This window comes from Acinetobacter marinus (genome assembly GCF_900096915.1).
Lineage (GTDB): Bacteria > Pseudomonadota > Gammaproteobacteria > Pseudomonadales > Moraxellaceae > Acinetobacter > Acinetobacter marinus.
The window spans coordinates 332166-354187 of the sequence record NZ_FMYK01000003.1; the positions used below are offsets into that span (position 1 = coordinate 332166).

The 22022-nt window shown below is 43.0% G+C and carries 21 protein-coding genes and 1 pseudogene; 14 read left to right on the top strand and 8 right to left on the bottom strand.

Annotated features, from left to right (window positions below; translation table 11 throughout):
- Positions 1-10: 10 nt before the first annotated feature.
- Both BLQ60_RS07585 and BLQ60_RS07590 read right to left on the bottom strand, forming a co-directional pair.
- Positions 11-229 (bottom strand): helix-turn-helix domain-containing protein, encoded by a 219-nt coding sequence (locus BLQ60_RS07585; RefSeq protein ID WP_092618281.1) that lies wholly within the window; start codon positions 227-229, stop codon positions 11-13.
- Position 230: 1 nt separating this feature from the next.
- Positions 231-785 (bottom strand): hypothetical protein, encoded by a 555-nt coding sequence (locus BLQ60_RS07590; RefSeq protein ID WP_092618284.1) that lies wholly within the window; start codon positions 783-785, stop codon positions 231-233.
- A gap of 171 nt (positions 786-956) precedes the next feature.
- On the opposite strand from BLQ60_RS07590, the gene BLQ60_RS07595 reads away from it, so the two are divergent.
- From BLQ60_RS07595 to BLQ60_RS07610, 4 genes are all read left to right on the top strand, one after another.
- Positions 957-1250, top strand: coding sequence for a glycine zipper family protein (locus tag BLQ60_RS07595; RefSeq protein ID WP_092618287.1), 294 nt, complete (start codon positions 957-959; stop codon positions 1248-1250).
- Between the two features lie 232 nt (positions 1251-1482).
- Positions 1483-1824 (top strand): EF-hand domain-containing protein, encoded by a 342-nt coding sequence (locus tag BLQ60_RS07600; RefSeq protein WP_171259077.1) that lies wholly within the window; start codon positions 1483-1485, stop codon positions 1822-1824.
- A gap of 156 nt (positions 1825-1980) precedes the next feature.
- The gene (locus BLQ60_RS07605; protein ID WP_092618293.1) at positions 1981-2880 is read left to right on the top strand and encodes a poly(ethylene terephthalate) hydrolase family protein; all 900 of its coding nucleotides are present in this window, start codon (positions 1981-1983) and stop codon (positions 2878-2880) included.
- 152 nt (positions 2881-3032) lie between these two features.
- Positions 3033-3992 (top strand): alpha/beta hydrolase, encoded by a 960-nt coding sequence (locus BLQ60_RS07610; protein ID WP_092618296.1) that lies wholly within the window; start codon positions 3033-3035, stop codon positions 3990-3992.
- Positions 3993-4119: 127 nt separating this feature from the next.
- Here BLQ60_RS07610 and lon read toward each other — a convergent pair whose 3' ends face one another.
- Together lon and BLQ60_RS07620 are read right to left on the bottom strand one after the other, a co-directional pair.
- A complete protein-coding gene (lon, locus tag BLQ60_RS07615) occupies positions 4120-6549 on the bottom strand; it encodes an endopeptidase La (protein WP_092618299.1) in 2430 nt (809 codons plus the stop codon).
- 201 nt (positions 6550-6750) lie between these two features.
- A complete protein-coding gene (locus BLQ60_RS07620) occupies positions 6751-7782 on the bottom strand; it encodes a helix-turn-helix transcriptional regulator (RefSeq protein WP_092618302.1) in 1032 nt (343 codons plus the stop codon).
- 312 nt (positions 7783-8094) lie between these two features.
- On the opposite strand from BLQ60_RS07620, the gene BLQ60_RS07625 reads away from it, so the two are divergent.
- From BLQ60_RS07625 to BLQ60_RS07640, 4 genes are all read left to right on the top strand, one after another.
- On the top strand, positions 8095-9582 hold the full coding sequence (locus tag BLQ60_RS07625) for a circularly permuted type 2 ATP-grasp protein (RefSeq protein ID WP_092618305.1): 1488 nt from the start codon (positions 8095-8097) through the stop codon (positions 9580-9582).
- Positions 9583-9755: 173 nt separating this feature from the next.
- On the top strand, positions 9756-10358 hold the full coding sequence (locus BLQ60_RS07630) for an alpha-E domain-containing protein (protein ID WP_092618308.1): 603 nt from the start codon (positions 9756-9758) through the stop codon (positions 10356-10358).
- Entirely contained in the window at positions 10355-11134 is a 780-nt protein-coding gene (locus tag BLQ60_RS07635) for a transglutaminase family protein (protein ID WP_092618311.1), read from the top strand. Before BLQ60_RS07630 ends, BLQ60_RS07635 begins: the two co-directional genes overlap by 4 nt.
- A gap of 223 nt (positions 11135-11357) precedes the next feature.
- Positions 11358-12092 carry a proteasome-type protease gene (locus BLQ60_RS07640; RefSeq protein WP_092618314.1) on the top strand — a complete coding sequence of 245 codons (735 nt, stop codon included), beginning with the start codon at positions 11358-11360 and terminating at the stop codon, positions 12090-12092.
- 41 nt (positions 12093-12133) lie between these two features.
- Here the strand turns inward: BLQ60_RS07640 and BLQ60_RS07645 are convergent, their stop codons facing one another.
- A complete protein-coding gene (locus tag BLQ60_RS07645) occupies positions 12134-12361 on the bottom strand; it encodes a hypothetical protein (protein WP_092618317.1) in 228 nt (75 codons plus the stop codon).
- Between the two features lie 268 nt (positions 12362-12629).
- Between BLQ60_RS07645 and BLQ60_RS07650 the strand changes: the two genes are divergently transcribed.
- Positions 12630-14198, top strand: a complete 1569-nt coding sequence (locus tag BLQ60_RS07650) for an NAD(P)H-hydrate dehydratase (RefSeq protein WP_244515989.1) — start codon at positions 12630-12632, stop codon at positions 14196-14198.
- 96 nt (positions 14199-14294) lie between these two features.
- On the opposite strand, the gene BLQ60_RS07655 is transcribed toward BLQ60_RS07650, so the two are convergent.
- Together BLQ60_RS07655 and BLQ60_RS07660 are read right to left on the bottom strand one after the other, a co-directional pair.
- On the bottom strand, positions 14295-15947 hold the full coding sequence (locus BLQ60_RS07655) for a PepSY-associated TM helix domain-containing protein (RefSeq protein ID WP_092618320.1): 1653 nt from the start codon (positions 15945-15947) through the stop codon (positions 14295-14297).
- Between the two features lie 4 nt (positions 15948-15951).
- A pseudogene (locus BLQ60_RS07660) lies at positions 15952-16203 on the bottom strand (hypothetical protein); the annotation flags it as partial.
- Positions 16204-16208: 5 nt separating this feature from the next.
- Between BLQ60_RS07660 and BLQ60_RS13965 the strand changes: the two are divergent.
- From BLQ60_RS13965 to BLQ60_RS07675, 5 genes are all read left to right on the top strand, one after another.
- Positions 16209-16391, top strand: coding sequence for a hypothetical protein (locus BLQ60_RS13965; RefSeq protein ID WP_143005200.1), 183 nt, complete (start codon positions 16209-16211; stop codon positions 16389-16391).
- On the top strand, positions 16388-18133 hold the full coding sequence (locus tag BLQ60_RS07665) for a PepSY-associated TM helix domain-containing protein (RefSeq protein ID WP_092618323.1): 1746 nt from the start codon (positions 16388-16390) through the stop codon (positions 18131-18133). The genes BLQ60_RS13965 and BLQ60_RS07665 overlap by 4 nt, the downstream gene beginning before the upstream one ends.
- A complete protein-coding gene (locus BLQ60_RS07670; RefSeq protein WP_092618326.1) occupies positions 18130-18480 on the top strand; it encodes a DUF3325 domain-containing protein in 351 nt (116 codons plus the stop codon). Before BLQ60_RS07665 ends, BLQ60_RS07670 begins: the two co-directional genes overlap by 4 nt.
- 274 nt (positions 18481-18754) lie before the next feature.
- Complete coding sequence (locus BLQ60_RS14140) at positions 18755-19270, top strand: TonB-dependent receptor plug domain-containing protein (RefSeq protein WP_244515990.1); 516 nt, start codon at positions 18755-18757, stop codon at positions 19268-19270.
- A 48-nt stretch (positions 19271-19318) separates the two neighbouring features.
- Complete coding sequence (locus BLQ60_RS07675; protein ID WP_244515991.1) at positions 19319-20854, top strand: TonB-dependent siderophore receptor; 1536 nt, start codon at positions 19319-19321, stop codon at positions 20852-20854.
- 83 nt (positions 20855-20937) lie between these two features.
- Here the strand turns inward: BLQ60_RS07675 and BLQ60_RS07680 are convergent, their stop codons facing one another.
- On the bottom strand, positions 20938-21855 hold the full coding sequence (locus BLQ60_RS07680) for a LysR family transcriptional regulator (RefSeq protein ID WP_092618329.1): 918 nt from the start codon (positions 21853-21855) through the stop codon (positions 20938-20940).
- Positions 21856-22022 lie beyond the last annotated feature (167 nt).

The following is a 22022-nucleotide window of genomic DNA, read 5'->3' on the forward strand; positions in this document are numbered from 1 at the left end:
GATCTTACTTCTAATCTGGATCAGATTCGTCTTGATATTCCAGTAAATCTCCAGGTTGACAATCGAGTGCACTACAAAGCGCTTCCATCGTTGAAAATCGAATCGCTCGTGCTTTCCCCGTCTTTAAAATTGAAAGGTTTGGCAAACTAATATCGACGATTTCTGATAACTCACTTAAGCTCATTTTTCGGCGAGCAAGCATCACATCCAAGTTAACAATAATAGGCATATTACACCGTCAATTTCGCTTCGTTTTCTAATTCGATTCCACGTTTCACGATTTTTACCCCCGCAAAAACCAGCCCAGCCAATAGTAATTTATCAGGTGCCATTAACAAGGTGAGGAATACTGAAACATTCGGATCAAAAACGACTCTATCGTCTAAAATTACTAAGGATAAGTAACACACTGAAAAATAAAAAATATCAATTAATCCAACAATCAATAAGCGTATAGAAACCTTGCGAAGAAGGTGATACATCGGGGTGGTAAAGAATCCATGACGTGTTGCATATGAATAGACATCGTGCATTGACCATAACGACCAGACTAATAAACATGTCCTGACTAACCACAAACCCACCATCAGCGATAAGGTTGCTATAGGAAATTCTGTATAAGGAATGTCTGTTCCATCAGCAGTATGCCAATTCGTAGAGCCGATGCTCATGATCAACTGAATTGGGCTAGAAAAAAGAATGAAAATAGCCCATCCCCTGACAAACAAAGAGATCCATTTGCCTAAACTTGTTTTTGAGGTTGTGTTGGTTTGTGGAGTGTTCATGCGTGTGATTCAAAAAATATAAAAAGTGTCAAAAGCGCTGTGCTTCGGGCGATGCAGGATTCATATCATATACCAAACTTGATTTTTTGGGTATGTTTTATGTAAAACATTAGATATTTATCGAAAAACGATATATAGTTTCTCTTAATCAATAAGCGATTAGGAGTATTTATGAAGCGTATAGTTGTATTGATGGTGGTTTTAATGAGTGTGCTTGCAGGTTGCGTAAGCACTCAAGCAGAACGGAAGTCCGCCGCACGTGGTGCACTCATTGGCGCTGCGGGTGGGGCATTGATCTCTGCTGCAACGGGTGGCGACATCGGACAAGGTGCTGCAATCGGTGCGGCGAGTGGTGCAACGATTGGTGTGATTCGTGAGAATGGAAAGGAGCGCAGAGTCTATCGAGACAATAACGGCAGACGCTACTGGCATGATGATCGAAATCACCGTCGTTACATTCGATAATGATTTTGATTTAGCGATGATTTGGTTGGATAGCTATCCACTGTGGTCTGATCTATCCCCACTTTATCTCTAGCGAATAATCTCTAGCGAATAAATTGCCGCCTCTCTCATCCTAAATCTTACTTTTATAGAACAACCCTTGTTTAGGCGTACTGTCAAAGTGAGAGAGGCTTCATCTATGTATTTTTTATTGTTCAATATTTCAATGGCATCAACGCCAAAGGAGTCAATTATGAAAAAGCAACTGATCACACCACTTTTGGTATCTCTTGTTTTTGTATCTACTATGTCATCAGCTGAAACAGCATATGTTGGCGAAGCGCCACAAAAAAATCTTACGCAATCTGATAAAGAAAGTTTTATGCAACGGATCATTACTTTGCAGATTGAGGCAATCAAAAAATCCTTCTCAGCGGCAGATGTAAACCACGACGGTAAATTATCTAAGTCTGAAATTGAAAAGGCAAATCCCGATGTTGCCAAGAAATTTACAGCATTTGACACAGATCAGGATGGGTTTTTAACCATTGAAGAAATCTTTGCTGGATTAAAACTTTTAGATACATCGAAATGATTTGATGGTTAACGACTCCTCAAAAAGTATGGGTAATGTTTTTGAGGAGTGGGCTAGTTCATAGTGATGGTCTAAATACTTGAGTCCAGACGCATATTGCACAATCATGAATGGTCTGCTGTATATGGTCAGGTTTTACATTCAAAGGAAATTTAAATGAAAAAAATCTTAATTACATCTTGCGCCTTACTTTTTGGTCTGACAGGCTGTGCGGCGCTTGAACAAGCCCTTACGCTGACAGAAGAAAAAATCACCAGTGTGCAAACATCCTCCCCGCTCGAAAAACAGTATAGTGCATTTGGAAAATATGCGGTGAATTCCGTCAAATATCCAGTTAACGACAATGAGCTCAAAGAATTTACCGTCTATTACCCCCAAAATGCACCATCAGGAGAAAAATTCCCGTTAGTTGTGATGGTTAATGGTAGTGGTACGCCTTCTTCCAAATATTTACCCGTGTTTAAACATTTGGCTAGCTGGGGCTTCATCGTGATAGGCTCTGAAGAGCTCTCTTCGTGGAGCGGAAAAGGGGCTTCAACATCTTTGGACTTTGCACTGAAACTAAACCAAGATAAAAAAAGCCCGATATTTCAAAAAATCAATATCAACAAGATAGGCGTGGCAGGACACTCGCAAGGCGGTGCAGGTGCGATTAATCTCGCTACCAATCAGCCTAATAGCAATAGGGTGCGCTCACTTTATACTGCCAGTTCAACTAGAAGAGAAGGCGAAGCAAATTTGTTTGAATTCTCGCCGTGGAAAGTCCGCCAACCCTACTTTGCCGTTACGGGAGATGGGGCTTTCGACCAAAAAATTGCACCCATCGCATCAATGATAGAAAATCAGGCTAAAACCAGCAAGAGCACGCTAAGCGTTGTAGCCCAACGAAAAGGGCAAGATCATGGAGCAATGCTATACATCAGCAATGGCTATATGACAGCTTGGTTTTTATACACGTTAAATGGCGACAACCAAGCAAAACAGGTTTTTGCAGGAAGGCAACCTGAAATAAAGCAGAACACGAATTGGCAAGATGTTCGTATAAAAGGCAATTGATTGACTCACTGTGATGTGTCGTAAAGGATTGATATGAAAACATGGCAAAAGCGAGTGCTGATAGTCAGTATTCTCGTGGTATTTGGATTTTTTTCAGGGTGGTTAAGCCTTAATTTATTCCTTGATTTCATACTAGGCGGTAGGTTGTTTTGATGATAAAAAAAACATGGGGAATGATATACCTCCTTACATTTATCTTCTCATTCGCTCTTGGCATCTTTTTAACACCATTCCTTTCGCCAAGTTTTGCAGGTATCGAACAAGTCAATTGGGATGACTCGATGGGCACTATTGTTAAAGACATTCCATATTCACGAGGAGCATTGAATAAATTTGATCTTTATTTGCCTAGAGATCAACACAAAGCGACAAAACTGGTTGTCTATATTCATGCAGGCGGTTTTACTGGAGGAGATAAGGCTGATGATGAGCATATTGCAAAATACTTTAGTTCCAAAGGCTATGTGACAGCAACCATAAATTATTCACTGCGCAAAGAAAATAATAACGTCAATGTGCTACAGATGTCTGAAGAAATCAAACAGGGCATTTCGGCGATCGTTCTAGAGGCTGAGCAAAGAGGTTTCAACCTTGATGGAATGGCTGTTGCGGGTGGTTCTGCAGGTGGAACTTTAGCAATGATTTATGCTTATCGGGATGCTGAGCAAGCACCAATTCCAGTAAAAATGGTGATATCAATGGTCGGTCCAGCATCATTTGATCCGAGTAAATGGTTTGGTCTGGATAATCATTATGTTTCAGATGAGACAGCAATTGTGGGTGCAAATTTTGTATCAATCATGACAGGAGAGCATGTTTCTGCACAGATGATGCGTACTGGACAATTTCAACATATACTCAAGCCCATTACGCCTTCGGCACTGCTCACACCTCAAGCACCGCCGACTTTAGTGGCTTATGGTGCTTTAGATAAAGTTGCGCCTTTTGCTGCAAGCGCAGCATTAATTGAGGCGTTGAAAACTCAAGGCATCATCCACGATGTAATCATTTTTCCAAATTCTGGACATGCGCTGAACCGTGATAGAAAGGTGGCAAATAAGCTGGGTGATAAAATCAATGATTATCTCGAAACCTATATGCCAATTAATTAAGTCATGGCGAACCACATTTCCATTCCACTCAAAGCGAATTGACTGTAAGTTTAAATTTTTCATAGTAATAAATACAAAATAAACCCCACGCCGTAGCGCAGGGTTTATCTGTTTTGACATCAGCAGCTTAATGACGTGCGGCTTTACCTTCATCCACCGCTTTGACGATCGGTGTTTTCGGTAGTGGCTTTGGCTTCTCAGTCAATGCCAGTGGCAAGATGTCATCAATGCTTTTCACCGCTTTGATGTCTATACCTGCTTTAACATTGTCAGGGACTTCTTTTAAGTCACGGACATTATCCTCAGGGATAAAGACTTGTTTGATGCCACCACGATGTGCCGCAAGGAGTTTCTCTTTCAGACCACCGATGCGTAGGGCATGACCACGTAGTGACGTTTCACCTGTCATTGCAATGTCAGCACGGATTGGAATCCCAGTAAATGCTGATACCAACGCTGTTGTTAAAGCTAGACCTGCTGAAGGCCCATCTTTCGGTGTCGCACCTTCAGGCAAATGCACATGCACATCGGTTTCCTCAAAGCGAGAAGACTCGATACCCAGCTCATCAGCACGAGTACGTACCACAGTCATTGCCGCAGTGATCGACTCTTTCATCACATCACCGAGTGAACCTGTGGTGATGAATTTGCCTTTACCTTTCACTGCAGCCACTTCGATGGTCAATAGCTCACCACCGACTGATGTCCACGCTAATCCATTGACACGACCGATTTGCGCTTCAGTTTCTGCGATACCGTAGTCGAACTTATGTACGCCTAAGTACTCAGGCAAGTTCTCTTGAGTCACGTCGATCTGCAAGTTTTTGGTTTTGTTCGCCACCGCTTGCTTCACGACTTTACGGGCGATCTTCGAGACTTCACGTTCTAGACTACGCACACCTGCTTCACGAGTATAGTGGCGCACGATGTCACGAATCGCTTCTTCATGCACAGACAGCTCTTTTGCACGCAAGCCATTGTCTTTGATCGCTTTTGGTACAAGATAGCGATCAGCAATATTGACTTTCTCTTCCTCGGTATAACCTGGTAAGCGGATCACTTCCATACGGTCGAGTAGTGCTTCAGGAATGTTCATGCTATTGGCTGTACAGATGAACATCACTTCTGACAAATCTAAGTCCAAATCAAGATAATGGTCATTAAATTTGTTGTTCTGTGATGGATCGAGTACTTCAAGCAATGCAGACGCAGGGTCGCCACGATAGTCCTGTGCCATCTTGTCGATTTCATCGAGTAAGAATAATGGATTCTTCACGCCGACTTTATTTAAAGACTGCACGATTTTACCCGGCATCGCACCAATATAGGTACGACGATGACCACGGATTTCCGCTTCATCACGTACACCACCGAGCGCCATACGGATGAACTCACGTCCAGTCGCTTTGGCGATCGATTCACCCAGCGACGTTTTACCGACACCTGGAGGACCGACTAAGCAGAGGATCGGACCACGTAATTTTTTCACACGTGACTGCACTGCAAGATATTCCACGATACGGTCTTTGACATCATCCAAGCCATAATGATCTTCATCGAGAATTTGCTGTGCTTTATTCAAGTTGATGCTGACTTTACTGGCTGTGTTCCACGGTGTATCAAGGATCACTTCCAGATAGTTGCGCACCACCGCAGATTCAGAAGATGCTGGTTGCATGCCTTTGAGTTTACGGAATTCGCTTTCAGCTTTTTTACGCACATGCTCAGGTAAGTCGGCTTCGGCAAGACGTTTTTCGATCTCGGCAACATCATCTTCGCCGCCACCGTTCATATCAGATAGCTCACGTTGAATGACTTTCATCTTTTCATTGAGGAAGTATTCACGTTGATTTTTTTCCATCTGACGTTTTACGCTGTCGTGTAGACCTTGTTCGATCTCTTGCTCTTCAGACTGTTGCAATAGATACGTCATCAACTCTTGTAGATGTGCTTCAAAGTCATCAATTTCCAAGAATTTTTGTTTCACTTCAATGCTCAGCGGGACACGAGTCGCCACGAAGAACATCAGCTGCGCAAGATCAGTGATTTTCTCAGCCGCAGTGATCAATTCACGGGCATTACGCAATTTTGCTTCTGCATATTGTGCAAATAGTGCATTCAACTCTTGCAAACGTGTTGCTTGGGTTTCTTCATTGAGCGGATTATGCATCGGGCTAATCGTATGTTCAGCTTGGAGATACTCATCACCTTCGATGATGGTTGCCAATTTTGAGCGGTGCAAGCCTTCGATCAACACTTTGATGCAATTGTCATCATTTTCATGATTGACCACTTGTACGATACGCGCCACCGTACCGTATTGATACAGATTACTGTGGTCGATGTCTTCGGTGAGTGAGTCTTTTTGCGCAACTACAAACACCAAATTGTCACTATTGCGAGCGATTTCAACCGCATTAATTGATTTTTCACGACCAACAAATAGCGCAATCTGCATGTGTGGATAAACCACAACATCACGCAATGCGAGTAAGGGTAAAGTTGCAGGAATCTCTTGTTCCTCAACGATCACTTGGTCTTTAACGATATCAGTCATATGCACTCCTAATGAGTGACAAATAATTTTGTCATACACCATTAGTGAAGCATTTTTGAAAAAATACAAGGGGGAGCATCTATTTTTTTAATAGTCAGTGATGATTTGTATTTTATTTAAGCAAAGTCATCATTCGCTGAAATCATTCAATTTAAAGTTTTCTTGCGGGTTGCACCGCATGTTACATATCACGCTTTTAATTTATTGTGAATTTTCCCAAACTAATTCAGCGACTTGTGCTGGTTCGATGTGGGTGATTTTTTTTCCAAAGCCTCGTAGCCACCAGACCAATTGGAGATTAAATGGCACGGTTGCGCTAATACGTTTCATATCATCTTCAAGATCGGTGATCTGCTGATCTTTAGACAATTTGGATTCGATAAAGGTCATTGCGTCATTTTGATGCATATGTAGTACCAATTGCACGTCTTCAGTAGCTTGCTCAAGATCAACACGGAAGCCTAATGTGCCTGTATCGATATATTGGTCGATATCAAAACCAACAGGATGCAATGCTCGACTGTCCAAAACCGTTGCCGATTTAAAACGGTGCAGGGCAAAGGTTTGTACCTCAGATTTGTCCTGACGGGTACACACCAGATAAATAATCGCACCACGTTGTACCAATGCCAGCGGATTCAGTACATAAGTTTTTTCCTCTTTTTGCGCATTGCGCTTTACATAGATACATTCGAGCTGGCGATCTTGTAGTAGTGCTTCATAAATGGCAGTTTGCGCTTTGCGATCGACCACAGGTGGAATGAGGGGCTGTGTCGCAGGAATGATGCGCACACGATTAATCCATTGCCGTACATTATTTTGGTGTGATGACAGACTTTTTCGAGCGAGATCAAACCACGGATTGATTTCAGCCAAGAGACTTGGTGGTAATAAATGTTTGAGATGCTCCTCAACCATCATAAAGGTCACTGCTTGCGAGCTATTCATGTGCGGAATGCTCTGTATTGGTGCATCGGATTTCCAGCGCCAGCCTTGCGGTGTTGCGCCATTATTTTCAATCGGGAAGCGCTCGGCAATTTGATTGAGATCACGTTGAATCGTGCGCAGGCTAATGTCGATGCCTTCACGTTGTAATTGCTCTTGTAAGTCACGTGTGCCAATCCATTTGCCATTGGGCAGACGAGACAAAATCTGCCATTGGCGATGTAGGCTATTGCCTGTTTCCTTTTCCGCTTTTGTTTCGGCTTTGGGATCGAGTCTGCTTTTCGCCATAATGTACTAAATCTACTATTCTAAATCTGCTGTTTTTGAGTGAATCAATGAAGCGTAGCTGATAACTGCTTCATATCATTGCAAAAATTAAGGGCTAAAATTGTCGAGCAAAATTGATTGTGCATAAAAAAATCAGCAGCGTCAATGTAACAATTTATCTCATTGAAACTTCATGTAAAAAATATAATCAATTCGTCTTATATCCTCAAAAATGTGCGCCAGTTGTGCTATTTTGAAAAGACTTAAAAATAACATGGCATTTAAATTGCTTTGAGTATTTTGCAACAATCATTAACCACAAGGGGGGTGAATATGCTCGATACGATTGACCAATCAATGGACACAGCATCACCCAAAGCTGACAAAGAAAGTACAGTAGCAGATCTCGACAATTGCCAATTTTTCAATGAGATGCGCCATAGTGATGGCACCATTCGTGAAGAGTTTGCGCAAATCCAACAATGGCTTGCCAATAAATCATTGGCAGAAATTGAATCTCTCAACCATCAAGCCAAACAACATTTTGTTTATCAAGGTATTACCTTTACTGTTTATAACGATGCAGAAGGCACAGAGCGTACTATTCCGCTCGATCTCGTGCCACGAATCATTGCAAAAAAACAATGGGATATCGTCTCGGAGGGCTGTAAACAGCGTGTCAAAGCGCTCAATGCCTTTCTCAATGACATTTACCACGGACAGGAAATTTTAAAAGAGGGCATTATCCCTGCGGAACAAGTGCTACAACATGAAGCCTATCAACCGTGGATGCTGAATTTTGATGTCAAAGGCAAAATTTATTCGCACATTAGCGGTGTCGATCTGATCCGAGATGAAGTCGGTGATTTCTTCGTGCTAGAAGATAATTTGCGTACGCCATCAGGTGTGTCATACATGCTAGAAAGTCGCAAAATCAGTGAAAAACTGATGCCTGAAATTTGTAGTCAATATCGACTGCAAGGTGTAGAGCATTATCCACAATTATTGAAACAGACCTTGCTGGAAAGCACCGATGTGGACAATCCGCTGATCGTGATTTTGACACCGGGACATTTTAATAGTGCGTTTTATGAGCATGCGTTTTTAGCACGTGAAATGGATATACCTTTGGTCAGCGCTCAGGATTTGTTTGTCGAAAATGGCAAGGTTTATCTGAAATCGGTCAAAGGGCGCATGCAAGTCGATGTGATTTATCGTCGTTTGGATGATGATTTCCTTGATCCACTGGCATTTCGTGCCGACAGTATTTTGGGTGTTGCGGGGCTGATGTCTGCCTATCGTAATCGCACGGTGGTCATCGCCAATGCACCAGGTACAGGGGTTGCGGATGATAAATCGATTTATCCTTATGTCGATGACATGATTCGCTACTATCTCAACGAACAACCGATTCTAAAAAATGTGCCGACTTACCAATGTCGTAAGCCAGAAGAGCTAGATTATGTCTTGGCGAATCTGGAAAAATTGGTGGTCAAAGAAGCGCAAGGCTCGGGTGGTTACGGCATGCTCATCGGTCCACAAGCCGAAGCGGAGCAAATCGAAGAATTCCGCCAAAAGTTGAAGTTCCGCCCACATCTTTATATTGCACAGCCGACCTTAAAGTTATCGGTATCGCCGATTTTAAGTGAGCAAGGCTTTGTTGATCGTCATATCGATTTACGTCCATTTGTTCTTAGTTCACCACAGGAAATGCGTATCGTCCCTGGTGGTTTGACTCGTGTGGCACTGCAAGAGGGCTCTTTGGTGGTCAATTCATCGCAAGGCGGTGGTATCAAAGATACATGGGTGGTAGATACCTGATCGATATCACATCGAATGCGTATTTGAGCGTTACAAGGCATGTATCGTTCAAATCGCTACGATGCGTGAAGCGAAGGTTTACAGATATTTTGATGATTCGGTCAATTTTTAAAAATTTCTAATGTATTTCGATGAAGCGATCATTTGCATTATAAAGAATAAGGAGAAATAACATGTTATTACTCAGTTCAGCGGCACAAAGTATTTATTGGCTGGGACGTTATTTGTCTCGCATCCAGTTTGCCTGTCAGGTACTCCCTTTTGAAAACGATCAGACTGCGGTGCAGTTTGCCAATGCGTTTTGTTTGCCAGCATGGGATGCCAATAGCTTGAATGCGATCTATATGGATCCGCAGCAGGCGTTTTCAGTCGCCACTCAATTTCATCAAATTCAAAATAATATTCAGCAGTTACGTGCAGTGTTATTGCCACATACCTATTCAGAGCTCAATCAAATCACCAAGCTGAAAGATGAAAAAGCTGAGTCGATTTGTAGTGTGATTGGACGCTGTGCCGAAATTTTAGAAGGCGAACAGCAACAAGTATTTTTATTTTATAGCCTTGGGCATGAAATGGAAATTTTGGATCAGCAATGTCGCTTGGAAAAGGTCACGGATGCACAAACTGAGAAAGTCGCCACCATTTTATCGATGCTCGATGCCAATGGTTGGGGATCTTGTGAGCGTTCGTGGGCGACTTTTTTAGAAGATCAGTCGGTCAGCAGTTTGTACGGGATCAATGATGATATTGCGGCGAATTTTGAGGTGTGCGAATGAAACTGTTAATTAACCATCAAACGCTCTATAGCTATGAAACACCTGTGAAAAATGCCATGCAATATTTACGGATGTTGCCACAAGATACGGATAATCAAAAAATCCTACATTGGGGCATTAGTGCGCCGGGTGAAAAAATTCAACAGCTTGATGGTTTTGGTAATCAATGGTTGACCTGCTCACAGCGCTTTGAATATCAACAGTTGATGATCATGGCGCAGGGAATGGTTGAGATTGATCCTAATGCCAAATACGCCAAAGATGACCGCATTAATCCACTGATTTATTTGCAACAAACCAAGCAGACGCAGTGTAGTCCTGAGATGATTCAGTTTGCACATATGCATAGTGTGGATACCAAAAATGAGCATTTGATTGATTTGGCTGAGGCCTTGTTGGAACAGATTCCGTATGTGCCTGGTCAGACCTCGGTAGAAACCACCGCAGCCGAAGCCTTTGAACAGGGGCGTGGCGTCTGTCAAGATCATGCTCAAGTCTTCGTGGCGATGGCACGTTACCTAGGCTATCCTGCTCGCTATGTGTCAGGTTATTTGTTTGTCGAACAAGGTCAACATCTTGCCAGCCATGCATGGGCGGAAGTGTATATTGACGGACATTGGCACAGCTATGATGTCAGTAATCAGTTATTTACCCCACAATGTCATGTTCAGCTCGCTGTTGGACGGGATTATGCCGATGTGGCGCCGATCCGTGGTGTACGTGAGCAAGGCGCTGAAGAACATATGGAAACCTTTGTCCAAGTGCTTGCATGTTAGTCTTGGTTTGTTAAGTCTTGGCATGCTAAGAACTCGCATGTTAAGTTGAAATCTGTTGCACCTCACCTCGTGTTTTCTGAAGTGAGGTGCGTTGAATCAATATGATCAAAAACCTCATTCATTGCAAAAAGTGTGACCAATGAGGCGAAAAATTATCATGTTTCAACACAAGAATGAATTATGATGCTGGTTTAGGATACTTTGATCTAGGAATTGATGGGAAATGACCTATTGCGTTGCACTGCTTCTCAAAGAAGGCATGGTTTTTATCAGCGATACCCGTACCAATGCAGGGGTTGATCACATTTCTTCATTTACCAAATTATTTCGTTTTGGTATTGAAGGTGAACGCTTTATGGTGGTGCAAACCGCAGGTAATCTCGCCACGACACAGTCGGTGGTGACACGATTACAGCATCAGATTGCTGCACAGATCGAACCAAATTTGAATACCGTAGGCAGTATGTTTGAGGCGGCGGAGATGATCGGTGCCAGTTTGCGCCGTGTCATGAAAAATGTCTCGGAAAGCCCTGAGCAAGAAAATATGTATGGCTGTAGTATTTTGCTTGGTGGGCAAATCGCTGGGCAGGAGATGGAGCTGTATAACATTTATCCGCAAGGGAACTTTATTCGTGCGGGCATGGATACGCCGTATTTCCAAATTGGTGAAATCAAATATGGCAAGCCGATTATGGATCGTGCACTGAGCTTTTATACACCACTCGATCAGGCATTGCGCTGTTCCTTGATTTCATTTGATTCCACCATTCGTTCCAATGTTTCTGTCGGCATGCCTTTAGATGTGATGGTTTATCCTGCCAATAGTTTGACTTTACCTAAAGGCAAACGGGTGACCGAAAATGATGCCTATTTCCAAGGTGTTCGCAAGGAATGGTCGGATATTTTAAAACAAGGTTTGCAGGGGATTGCACCGCCAACGACAGATTATTTTGAATAAAAAAATGACGCATCAAGCGTCATTTTTTTGCCTGTGGTCGATCAGTTGATCGCAGGTTGAATCACTTGTTGAATCTCTCTGCGGGTATAGCCACGTGACAATAGCAACTTCTTTAAGCCAGAAATTAATTCTTGATCAGTGGTATTGCCAAGGATTTGAAAAAGTTGCTCGCAAGATTTGCCAGCATAGTCATTTTCGATGCATGCGATATGGTTGCGCTGCGTATTTTGATGTTGATTAGACAATACAAAACGATGCAATAAACTCATACAAATGGATTCTTTTGAAACAGATAGTGCGCACTATACGCTTCTTTTGTAAAAATTCAACCACCTTGCTAAAAATTATAAACCATTGAATTAAAATGATTAATATAAAATAACTTGAAGTTCGTCACAAAAATATTGATTGTTTTTTGAGCTATATTTTGGGCTAAAGGAAGTGTTTCATAACCCCATTGCATGCTTTCAGCAGTGCCAAGACAGTGCATTTCAATCATGATTTTTTACGCTTACAATGGATGCGATTGATTTAAAAATGACATCTACTATGAATCCTCGTCTTGCCCAACCGATTTATACTGCCCAAACGATTCAAGCATGGGAACAGCGATGGTTTGCACAAGGCAACTCGTCTTATGGCTTGATGCAACAGGCTGCGTGGTTGATGGCGGTCAAGATTTTTAATCGCTTAAATACGGATTATTGTAATCAGCATCATAATATTTTGCTGTGGTGTGGTCGAGGCAATAATGCGGGTGATGGTTATCTCATCGCCACGTATTTATCTGAATTATTTGAAAATAAAAAGAATGTCACAGCAATACGAATAATGATTTTCGCACCGCAAGCGCCTTCTACACCCGATGCAGTGCGAGCACGGCAGACGGCGTTAGATGCAAAGATTCCGTTGATAGATGAAATTGAACAGCTCAAACATGTTCAGGCACAGGTACATATTGATGCGTTATTTGGCATTGGTTTAACTCGAATGTTGAGTCAGTCCAATCAGGATTTGATAGCACTGTTTAATGCACAATCAGGCTATAAAATCAGCGTTGATCTTCCAAGTGGCTTGCATCCCGATACGGGGCAGGCGATGCCGATCGCTGTACGAGCAGATTGGACCTTATGTTTACTCGGTCTCAAGCTCGGCGTGTTGATCGGTCAAGCCAAAGCCTATGTGGGCGAGTTGCAGTGTATCGATCTGATACCACGGGATCATGCATTGGAATCGGTTGCACAAATTGACTTTGCACCACCGCATTTACCCAAACGGAGTCCCTTTGCGCATAAGGGAGATTTTGGGCATGTGTTGGTGGTTGGCGGACATGCTTCGATGGGTGGTGCAGTGATTATGGCGGCTGAGTCTGCAATGGCAACGGGTGCGGGTAAGTTGACGGTATTGTGTCATGGTAAGCATCATGCGGCAATTTTGGCACGAAGCCCCAATATCATGGTATTAGACATTGATTTGTTGACCAAAGATCAGTTACATCAATTGCTGAGTCAAGTCGATACCGTGTGTTTTGGTATGGGGCTTGGACGTGATGATTGGGCGAAACAGCATGTTCAAAATATGTTTGATGGACTCTTTACCCAGAACAATCGCTCCAAACTGAAAGACATTGTTTTGGATGCTGATGCGTTGTGGTGGCTTGCAGAATGGAACACACCATGTTTTCCATTACCTCTGCATTTGCCATTACCTCCACATTTTATTATGACGCCACATAGTGCCGAGGCAGGACGATTATTGGGGTGTACAGCTACTGAGATTGAAGCCGATCGGGTGAAGGCAATTCAGGATTTACACCAGCGCTATGGCGGTGCTTGGGTGTTGAAAGGCGCCGCCAGTCTGAGCTTAGCGCAAGATCGCTTAAATGTGTGTGCCTTTGGCAATGCGGGTATGGCTACGGCGGGTATGGGCGATGTCTTGGCAGGCATGATCGCAGGGTTAAAAGCACAGTTTTCAGATGACATTACTTTAGCTGAAGTGGTGGCATTGCATGCGCTGGCAGGGGATATCTTGGCTGAACATGGTGAGCGTGGTCTACAAGCCCATCAGATGAAAGCGGCAATTTATCAAGTGGTCAATGCGGGATAAAAGGCTCAGAAATAAAAAAACTGCTGAAATGATCTTGATTTCAGCAGTTTTGTTGAGTGATTATTTTCTTTGGCGCTTGTGTTTGGCGTGAAGCAACTAACTTTCCGAAGGGATTTGTTTGAGTTTGATCGGTGACCAAATTGAACCTTCAGGTGCAACTTGGGCACGGCTACGTGCTTGCTGATAAAAGCGACAAAATGCCAAGGCAAAAATCAATGCGAACACATCAATCCAGATTAGATCAACACCTGCATGCCACAAGCCGAGTTGTGGTATCAGCACAGCAATCATGCTGGTCACAGGAATCGCAAACAAGATCAGTGCAATGATCAGGAAGAATTGTGGTAAGGCTTTGGCTGCACCAACCACAAAAGCATAGACCACGCTCAGCACAAACAGCACATAGTAACTATACATTATCAGATGATTGATGCTGAGTAACTCAGGATTGATCACATATGCCCAGCGCAGAAACAGTAAGCTGGCAAACACAGCAAGCACACAGCCAAGACAGGTGCCGATGGTGAGATTTGCCATAAACATCACATCTTTGCGTTGTTGTGGTTGAGGCAGATTTGGATTTTTTTGCTTTTTCAGGCGTGTTTCTACCCACAGAATATTGCCTGAATAAAATAAAAATGCTCCACCAATGCCGAGAATAAAATACATCCATCGGGTTGGGTCGCCACCAAAGTTTCCAAAATGCAGGGCAAACATGGAGTTGATTAATTTATCCAGTGCACCACTTTCAGAAGTGAGCATTGCGGTGTCGATCGGTGTCGATTGATAGGGATTAAAATTGACAATAGCGAAATTATCACCACGCAACATTTGATCTGGACTATACAAGGCTGCAGAAACATTGGCTTTTTGAGGTGTATCCAAATTATTCATGCGCATGCCGATGATTTGATATTCTGGCGCAGTTTGCGATAGCTTTTGATAGAGCTGTGCAATGTTCAGCTGAGGATCAGCCACTAAGCTGACTTCGGCACGCGTACGGTCAAAAGGTGCTTGCTTGGCAAGTGTCCCCATTGCGCCATACAGTAAGTCATGAAAGGCGAAGACAATGACCGTCACTGCAATAATGATATGAAAAGGTAGGCTGACGATACCAACCACGTTATGCGTATCAAGCCAAAAGCGCTTTTTATTCTTGCCTTTGCGGATGGCAAAAAAGTCTTTGACCAGTGTTGGTAGTAGTACGATCAATCTAGACATAATTGCCAGAAAATACAGTACTGAGACAATGCCCATGATGTACACGCCCAGCGTATGGTGCCCTAACATGCCAGGCACGCCAGCGGTTTCATGCAGTTGTTCGATCAACCAGCCGACTTTGGAAACATTTTCTTGGGCGACGAGTAATTGTCCTTGCTCATCTAAGGTTGCCAGCATCCGACCTTGTGCAATGTCGATCTCGTGATGATCATCATGCGCCTCATCGGCATGCACAGGCTCCCACTGTATTGGCGCATTAAACAATTCTTTTGAGGCAAAATTGAGCTCAAATCCTTGTGCAAAGGCTTCGGGATGCTGAGTGCGCACTTGCTGAACCAAATCGTCATATTGATTCAGTTTGATGGGCGCCAAACGTTGCTCAGGCGGGGCAGCCCAACGACTTAAATCATGCTGGAACATGGTCAGTCCACCTGCAAAAAAGCAAATGAACAGAAAAATGCCCGCAGTGATGCCGACCCATGTGTGTAAATTTTTCGATACTTTGATCAAATCGGCTCGAATTTTCATGATGTTATCCTCGAACCAAGATTAAACAGCCATAGGCAATCGCATTGGCGATGGCAAAAATCACCATACTTTGCCAACCTTTGGGAATGAGATAGGCGAAAAAAAACATAAACATCCACACCCACGGAATCGTCCACATGCCAAGCTGCGGTGCCAACATGCGGTCGACGTGTGGCAAACTCAGCAAAAACACCATACTGCCCAAGATACTGGCAAAGCTAAACCCTAAAAAGAGCCCTGCAAAAGTTTTCGTCCACTAGCTTGCCTCAGCCACTTGGCATTGCGACCTTTACGGGGATGTTACTGGGTTTTGTGGTCTGGCTTGGCTATATTATTTTTGTATTTAGTTGCAAAACTATCGCTAAGCTCGGAATAATTAGTCTGATCATTTTGCTGGTGATGGCAGGGCTTGCCTATGGCTTGAAATATTGGAGTGGCGTATGAAAGAGGGCTTTCGTCAGTGCATGGCATGGTTACATACGTGGACAGGTTTGGTGGTCGGTTGGATTCTATTTTTTGTCTTTTTGACAGGCACGACTGGCTATGTCAAAGATGAAATCAATCGGTGGATGCAACCCGAACGCCCAATGCAACAAGCCAACTATGCACCTACCTCACAACAATTAACCCAAGCATTGACGTTTTTAAGCCAACATGACGATGCCAAACATGCCGAGCGTTGGGGAATCAATCTGCAAAATGCCGAGCGTGGTCATGAAAGTTTAGAATTGAATTGGTCTTTACCTGCTAAAGAAGGTGAAGCCTATGGTGCTTATGGTCAAGCCACTTTAGATACCACAACAGGACAGCCCTATGCGGGTGCTCATCCACCTCGGGCAACAGGTGGCGGGCAGGCATTATTTACCCTACATTATACCTTGCACTATATTCCCTATGATTGGGGGATTCGCATTGTTGGTATTTGTACCATGTTTATGTTTGTGGCGCTGATCTCTGGCATCATCACCCATAAGAAAATTTTTAAAGACTTTTTTACTTTTCGTTCAGGAAAAGGACAGCGCTCGTGGCTTGATGCGCATAATGTGCTTGGCGTCATTGCTTTGCCATTTTATTTGATGGTGACGTATAGCGGGCTGATTTTTTTCTTAAATGCGTATATGCCACTCGGTGTGCCGTCAGTGTATGGTTTTGGTGCGGAAAATGAACAGCGCTATTATCAAGATGTCTACCCAGAATATTATCCAGATCAAGTCAAGCTCAATGAAAATCAAGCGCCTGCAAAGTCCATTGCGCTATCAACTTTAGCTCCAACGCAAGCGACTTTGACACGGTTGATTGCACAGACTGATCAATATTGGGGACAGGATCAAGTCTCAGGGTTGACCATTTATAGTGCTACGCAATACTCCCCAATGCGAGTCAATATGCAACGCCAGCATGGTCACGAAATCACGAGACCAAATTCCACATTGGAATATATCGTACATGCTGATGGCAGCACTGCATTCAAAGATAAACCACCTAAACCTGTAGCACGTGTCGTTGCTGATACTTTTGTCGGGCTGCATGTCGGCTATTATGCTTCTGCATTGATCCGCTGGATGTATGTCATTACGGGGCTAATCGGTACAGCGATGATTGCCACAGGTTTGGTGTTGTGGACGGTGAAGCGCCGTCCGAAACAGCTAAAAGCCAGCAAAATGAGCTTTGCACATGGTTTGGTCGAGCGACTCAATATTGGCATGATTACAGGTTTACCGTTGGGTTTGGCGATGTATTTTTGGGCAAATCGCTTATTGCCCGTTACGCTTGAAACCCGTGCTGGCTGGGAAATGCATGCCTTGTTTTTGAGTATTTTATTCGCATGGATTTATGCTTATCTGCGTCCAATCCCTCGAGCGTGGTTTGAGTTATTGTCGTTGATTGCGGTAGCGTATTTGTTACTACCGATCCTCAATGCGTTGACCACTGATCGACATCTATGGGCAACTGCACAAGCTGGGGATTGGGGACTATTTAGCATTGATCTCGGCTTTATTTTATTTGGCTTTATTTTTGCGGGTTGTAGCTATTTTGTCTGGCGCAAACGTCATTCGATTTTGCAAAGTCCAGTAACATCCAAAAAACAGAAAAGTGCTTCAATGACTACTCAGCAGACGATTCCAGAAAGCACAATTCTCGAAAGCACAATGCACAACACGCTTTCCAATGAGGATCGCTCATGAATGATGCTGTACTGATGGTCTTATCGACATTGATTTTGATCTTTTTGGGCATGTTGTGCTTAAGTTATTCGATGGAAAAGCACTATAAAAGTGTATTTAGTCGTCCGTTCTCGACACCAAAGTTAATATTGTTTCGGGTGCTGGGTTGGAGCCTATTGCTCCTGTCGATGTATTGCTGTATCAACATTTGGAATCTACCCATCGGCTTGGCGGCATGGTTTGGTTTGCTTACTTTTATCGTGGCACTGTTGATCTATATACAAGCATATCAAGCGTCGTGGACACGCTATTTGGCGGTTGTTTTGGCTGGGATATTGATCTGTTTACAAGGGATTCTACTGTTTTAACATTCAAAGTAAATTTAACATTCAAAGCGAACCCTGTTCGATGTAGCTCACGACACAGTTATATCGCAAGTTTTTACGCTGGTTTTGAGAATATCTAAACCATCTCATCAGGTTTAAATGTTGTTTTATGACCGTATCATGTCAACTAAATGTATTTAAAAACCAAGACATTGCTTATTTTGTGACGGGGTTTGTGAATTTTTTATTTTAAATACAATCATTCTCATTCATAATGCGTAACATTATGTAAATAATTGATGGAATTTAGGGCGCAATGATGAAAGCACAACCAACCAAACTGGCGTTAATGATTGCACTACTTAGTGCAAATGTATTGGCGTATGCTGCAGCGGATGCAGAACAACCGACTGTTCAAACAGCAGAGCAAAATAGTGATGAACAAAAGCGTGACGAACAAAAAGTACATACGCTTGCACCGATTATCATTGTAGGTTCAGCAGCAAAAGATGGTGAGGCGCTTTTAGAGCAACCACTTTCAACCAGTGTCATTGATCAAGAACAATTAAAAGAAAGTGGTGCAGACAAATTGGATAATGCCTTGTTTTATGAAGCAGGTGTTTTGGCTCAGCCTTATGGTGCAGATAACAAATCACAATGGTTTAAAATCCGTGGTTTTGATGCAAGTCAAACCTTAGATGGTACGGCACTCGCACCAAATGGTTTCTTCGTTTGGGAGCCAGAAGTCTATGGTTTGGAACGTATCGAAATGGTCAAAGGCGCAAGTTCTTTTAATTATGGTGCATCTGATACAGGCGGAAATGTGAATTAAGTCTCAAAACGCCCGACGCTCGAACCACAGGGCGAGTTGACTTATGCAGTGGGTAGTAATGACAAGTTAGAATTTGGTGGGGATTATAGCGGTTTCTTCACCGATGATGGTGATGTGCGCTATCGTATGGTTGGATTATTCCGTCAAGCGGATGGTCAGCAAGATGGCTCAACCATGGATCATTATTATGTTGCACCGAGCTTTGCGTGGGATATTACCGATCGAACGCATTTCACCTTACTGAGTAGTTTTTTGAAAAAAGATGGCGTGCCGACGTCAGGGTTCTTACCACTTTACGGCACGGTACTGGATACACCCTATGGCAAAATCAATCCGAAAACACATTTGGGTGAGCCTGATCGTGACCATACTAAGCTAGAGCAGTATTCGGTGGGCTATGAGTTTTCTCATGAGTTTGAAAATGGATTAACGGCAAGTCAAAACTTCCGCTGGGGACGTTTAGACATTGATCAGCTCTCTACTTTTGTATATGGGTCAGATAATGATCGTTTGGGTAATCGTGGCTATAGTTACACCAATGGTACTTCCGATACATATAGTGTTGATAACCGTGTGTTGAAAGAGTTTAATTTTGGTGTAGCATCGAATACTGTCATGGCGGGTATCGACTATCAACATAATAAAACTGACGGTGTTAACACAGGCTTTGGGACTACTGTGTCATCAATAGATTTGTTTAATCCTGTACATTCACCTGACTTTATTTTGGAAACTGCTGATCCGTATAACCTCAAAACTGAACAGCTTGGTTTTTATTTATCCAATCAGATGAACATTAATGATATGTTCGACATCAATTTGAATGTCCGTCAAAATCAGGCAGAGTCTACCGTTGATGGTACGAAAGCCTATGATGTTGATCATACGACTTACGGTGCAGGGCTAATGTATCATGCGCCTCTGGGTATTTCACCATATCTCAGCTATTCAACCTCGTTTAAACCGACTACAGGTAAAGATGCATCAGGACGTTTTTATGAACCGTATGAAGGCGAGCAATTTGAAGTTGGGGTTAAATATGAGCCAGAATGGATCGATGGTTTGTTTACATTGGCATATTTTGATTTGACTGAGAAAAATGCCTTAGTCAGTGATTCATCGAATGTCCAAGTTCAAGCAGGTGAGCGCACCAATAAAGGGGTGGAGCTACAAGCTGATTTAAATCTTACTGATAATTTGGCAACACAATTTGCCTATACACATAATGACTCAGATCAAGTGTTGTCCGTGGGTAACACCGTTCGCACCCCGTTGATTCCAAATGATCAGTTCTCTGCCAAAGTGAGCTATCAATTTATCGGTGATACCATTCTCAATGGTTTGAAACTTGGCGCTGGTGTACGCTATGTGGGAAGCTCGACGGATGAACAATGGTATCCTGGCGTGAAAATTGACTCATATACATTGGTCGATGCGATGTTGAGCTATCCATTAGCAGAGCAGTTTAATTTACAAATCAATGCCACGAATTTGGGCGATGAAGAATACGTCAGCGGCTGTTCTTTCTATTGTTACTATGGCGAATCACGTTCTGTAGATATGCGTGTGACTTATCAGTGGTAAGTTAAAAGTGTTATCTTAAAAACAGAAAACGGCGATGCTTGAATCATCGCCGTTTTTTATGTCTTAGATGCTCAAATCAGAAGTTAATCATAATAACTGTCTCGTTTTTTCGAGAATTTTTCCAGCTGTTGCAAAAATCCTGCGAAATATTCCTTTGGTTTATCTTCAGTCCGATAGCCAGCGTACAATGTACGGCGTAGCCCGTGTTCTGCAACAAACGCAAAGCGACGACTGGTGACCCAACCTTTTTGTTCATATTCATTCACCACCCAGTCAGGTAATGCTGAAATCCCTCGACCACTGGCGACCAGTTGGATCAACATTTGTGTAAGTTCAGTGGTGCGGATGTGCTTTGGTTGGACATTGGCAGGGATAAAGATATGCGCCATGATGTCCAGACGATGCTTATCGACAGGATAGGTGATCAGTGTTTCATCACAGAGGTCTTGGAGCGTGATGTCATTTTTACGTGCTAACGCATGGGTATGTGCCAACACCAGTCGAGATTCATATTCAAAGATTGGAAAATATTCAATGCCTTTGAGTGCAATCGGATCGGCGGTGATCAGTAGGTCAAATTCACCATTTTGCAATAGCTCATGTGGATTGACCTCAAAAGCCGAGGCAAAATCCAAATCCACATCAGGATAATTCAGTCGATATTGATTGAGCAGCGGCATCAGCCAATCGAAACAGCTATGACATTCTGAGGACAAAATAATCCGTCCTGTCTGACCGTGTACGATGCGGGTAATGTCGGATTGAGTCAGTTGCACTTGCGGTAAAATATCATCGGCAAGCTGTAGTAAGCGCTGTCCAATAGTGGAAAATTGCACAGGACGACTACGCCGATTCACAATGTCCACATCGTACCAATGCTCAAGCTCTTTGAGCTGATGCGAGATTGCAGATGGCGTGAGATTGAGTTCGTTGGCAGCAGCCACCAATGAGCCATGATAGCGGAGCGCTTGTAAAGTCCGAAGATGACGGAGTTCTAACATGATATCGATGCGATGAATGTTTGATTAATATGATTCATCTTAGCATGATTTGGCTGAAAGATATTCATTGCTCATGGTGAAACATTTATAGCAAAACATTCATAGCAAAACATGCATGCGTAGGACATCGGTGAAAAAAATGAATGGTGCATATACACCATTCACTC

What these genes read in the sequence shown, in the direction of transcription:
- BLQ60_RS07640 (WP_092618314.1), top strand. Translation starts at nt 11,358, where the DNA reads ATGACCTATTGCGTTGCACTGCTTCTCAAAGAAGGCATGGTTTTTATC.
- BLQ60_RS07630 (WP_092618308.1), top strand. Translation starts at nt 9,756, where the DNA reads ATGTTATTACTCAGTTCAGCGGCACAAAGTATTTATTGGCTGGGACGT.
- BLQ60_RS07670 (WP_092618326.1), top strand. Translation starts at nt 18,130, where the DNA reads ATGAATGATGCTGTACTGATGGTCTTATCGACATTGATTTTGATCTTT.
- BLQ60_RS07635 (WP_092618311.1), top strand. Translation starts at nt 10,355, where the DNA reads ATGAAACTGTTAATTAACCATCAAACGCTCTATAGCTATGAAACACCT.
- BLQ60_RS07595 (WP_092618287.1), top strand. Translation starts at nt 957, where the DNA reads ATGAAGCGTATAGTTGTATTGATGGTGGTTTTAATGAGTGTGCTTGCA.
- BLQ60_RS07620 (WP_092618302.1), bottom strand. Translation starts at nt 7,782, where the DNA reads ATGGCGAAAAGCAGACTCGATCCCAAAGCCGAAACAAAAGCGGAAAAG.
- BLQ60_RS07680 (WP_092618329.1), bottom strand. Translation starts at nt 21,855, where the DNA reads ATGTTAGAACTCCGTCATCTTCGGACTTTACAAGCGCTCCGCTATCAT.
- BLQ60_RS07585 (WP_092618281.1), bottom strand. Translation starts at nt 229, where the DNA reads ATGCCTATTATTGTTAACTTGGATGTGATGCTTGCTCGCCGAAAAATG.
- BLQ60_RS07650 (WP_244515989.1), top strand. Translation starts at nt 12,630, where the DNA reads ATGACATCTACTATGAATCCTCGTCTTGCCCAACCGATTTATACTGCC.
- BLQ60_RS14140 (WP_244515990.1), top strand. Translation starts at nt 18,755, where the DNA reads ATGATGAAAGCACAACCAACCAAACTGGCGTTAATGATTGCACTACTT.
- BLQ60_RS07590 (WP_092618284.1), bottom strand. Translation starts at nt 785, where the DNA reads ATGAACACTCCACAAACCAACACAACCTCAAAAACAAGTTTAGGCAAA.
- BLQ60_RS07610 (WP_092618296.1), top strand. Translation starts at nt 3,033, where the DNA reads ATGATAAAAAAAACATGGGGAATGATATACCTCCTTACATTTATCTTC.
- BLQ60_RS07665 (WP_092618323.1), top strand. Translation starts at nt 16,388, where the DNA reads ATGAAAGAGGGCTTTCGTCAGTGCATGGCATGGTTACATACGTGGACA.
- BLQ60_RS07600 (WP_171259077.1), top strand. Translation starts at nt 1,483, where the DNA reads ATGAAAAAGCAACTGATCACACCACTTTTGGTATCTCTTGTTTTTGTA.
- BLQ60_RS07645 (WP_092618317.1), bottom strand. Translation starts at nt 12,361, where the DNA reads ATGAGTTTATTGCATCGTTTTGTATTGTCTAATCAACATCAAAATACG.
- lon (WP_092618299.1), bottom strand. Translation starts at nt 6,549, where the DNA reads ATGACTGATATCGTTAAAGACCAAGTGATCGTTGAGGAACAAGAGATT.
- BLQ60_RS07605 (WP_092618293.1), top strand. Translation starts at nt 1,981, where the DNA reads ATGAAAAAAATCTTAATTACATCTTGCGCCTTACTTTTTGGTCTGACA.
- BLQ60_RS07625 (WP_092618305.1), top strand. Translation starts at nt 8,095, where the DNA reads ATGCTCGATACGATTGACCAATCAATGGACACAGCATCACCCAAAGCT.
- BLQ60_RS07655 (WP_092618320.1), bottom strand. Translation starts at nt 15,947, where the DNA reads ATGAAAATTCGAGCCGATTTGATCAAAGTATCGAAAAATTTACACACA.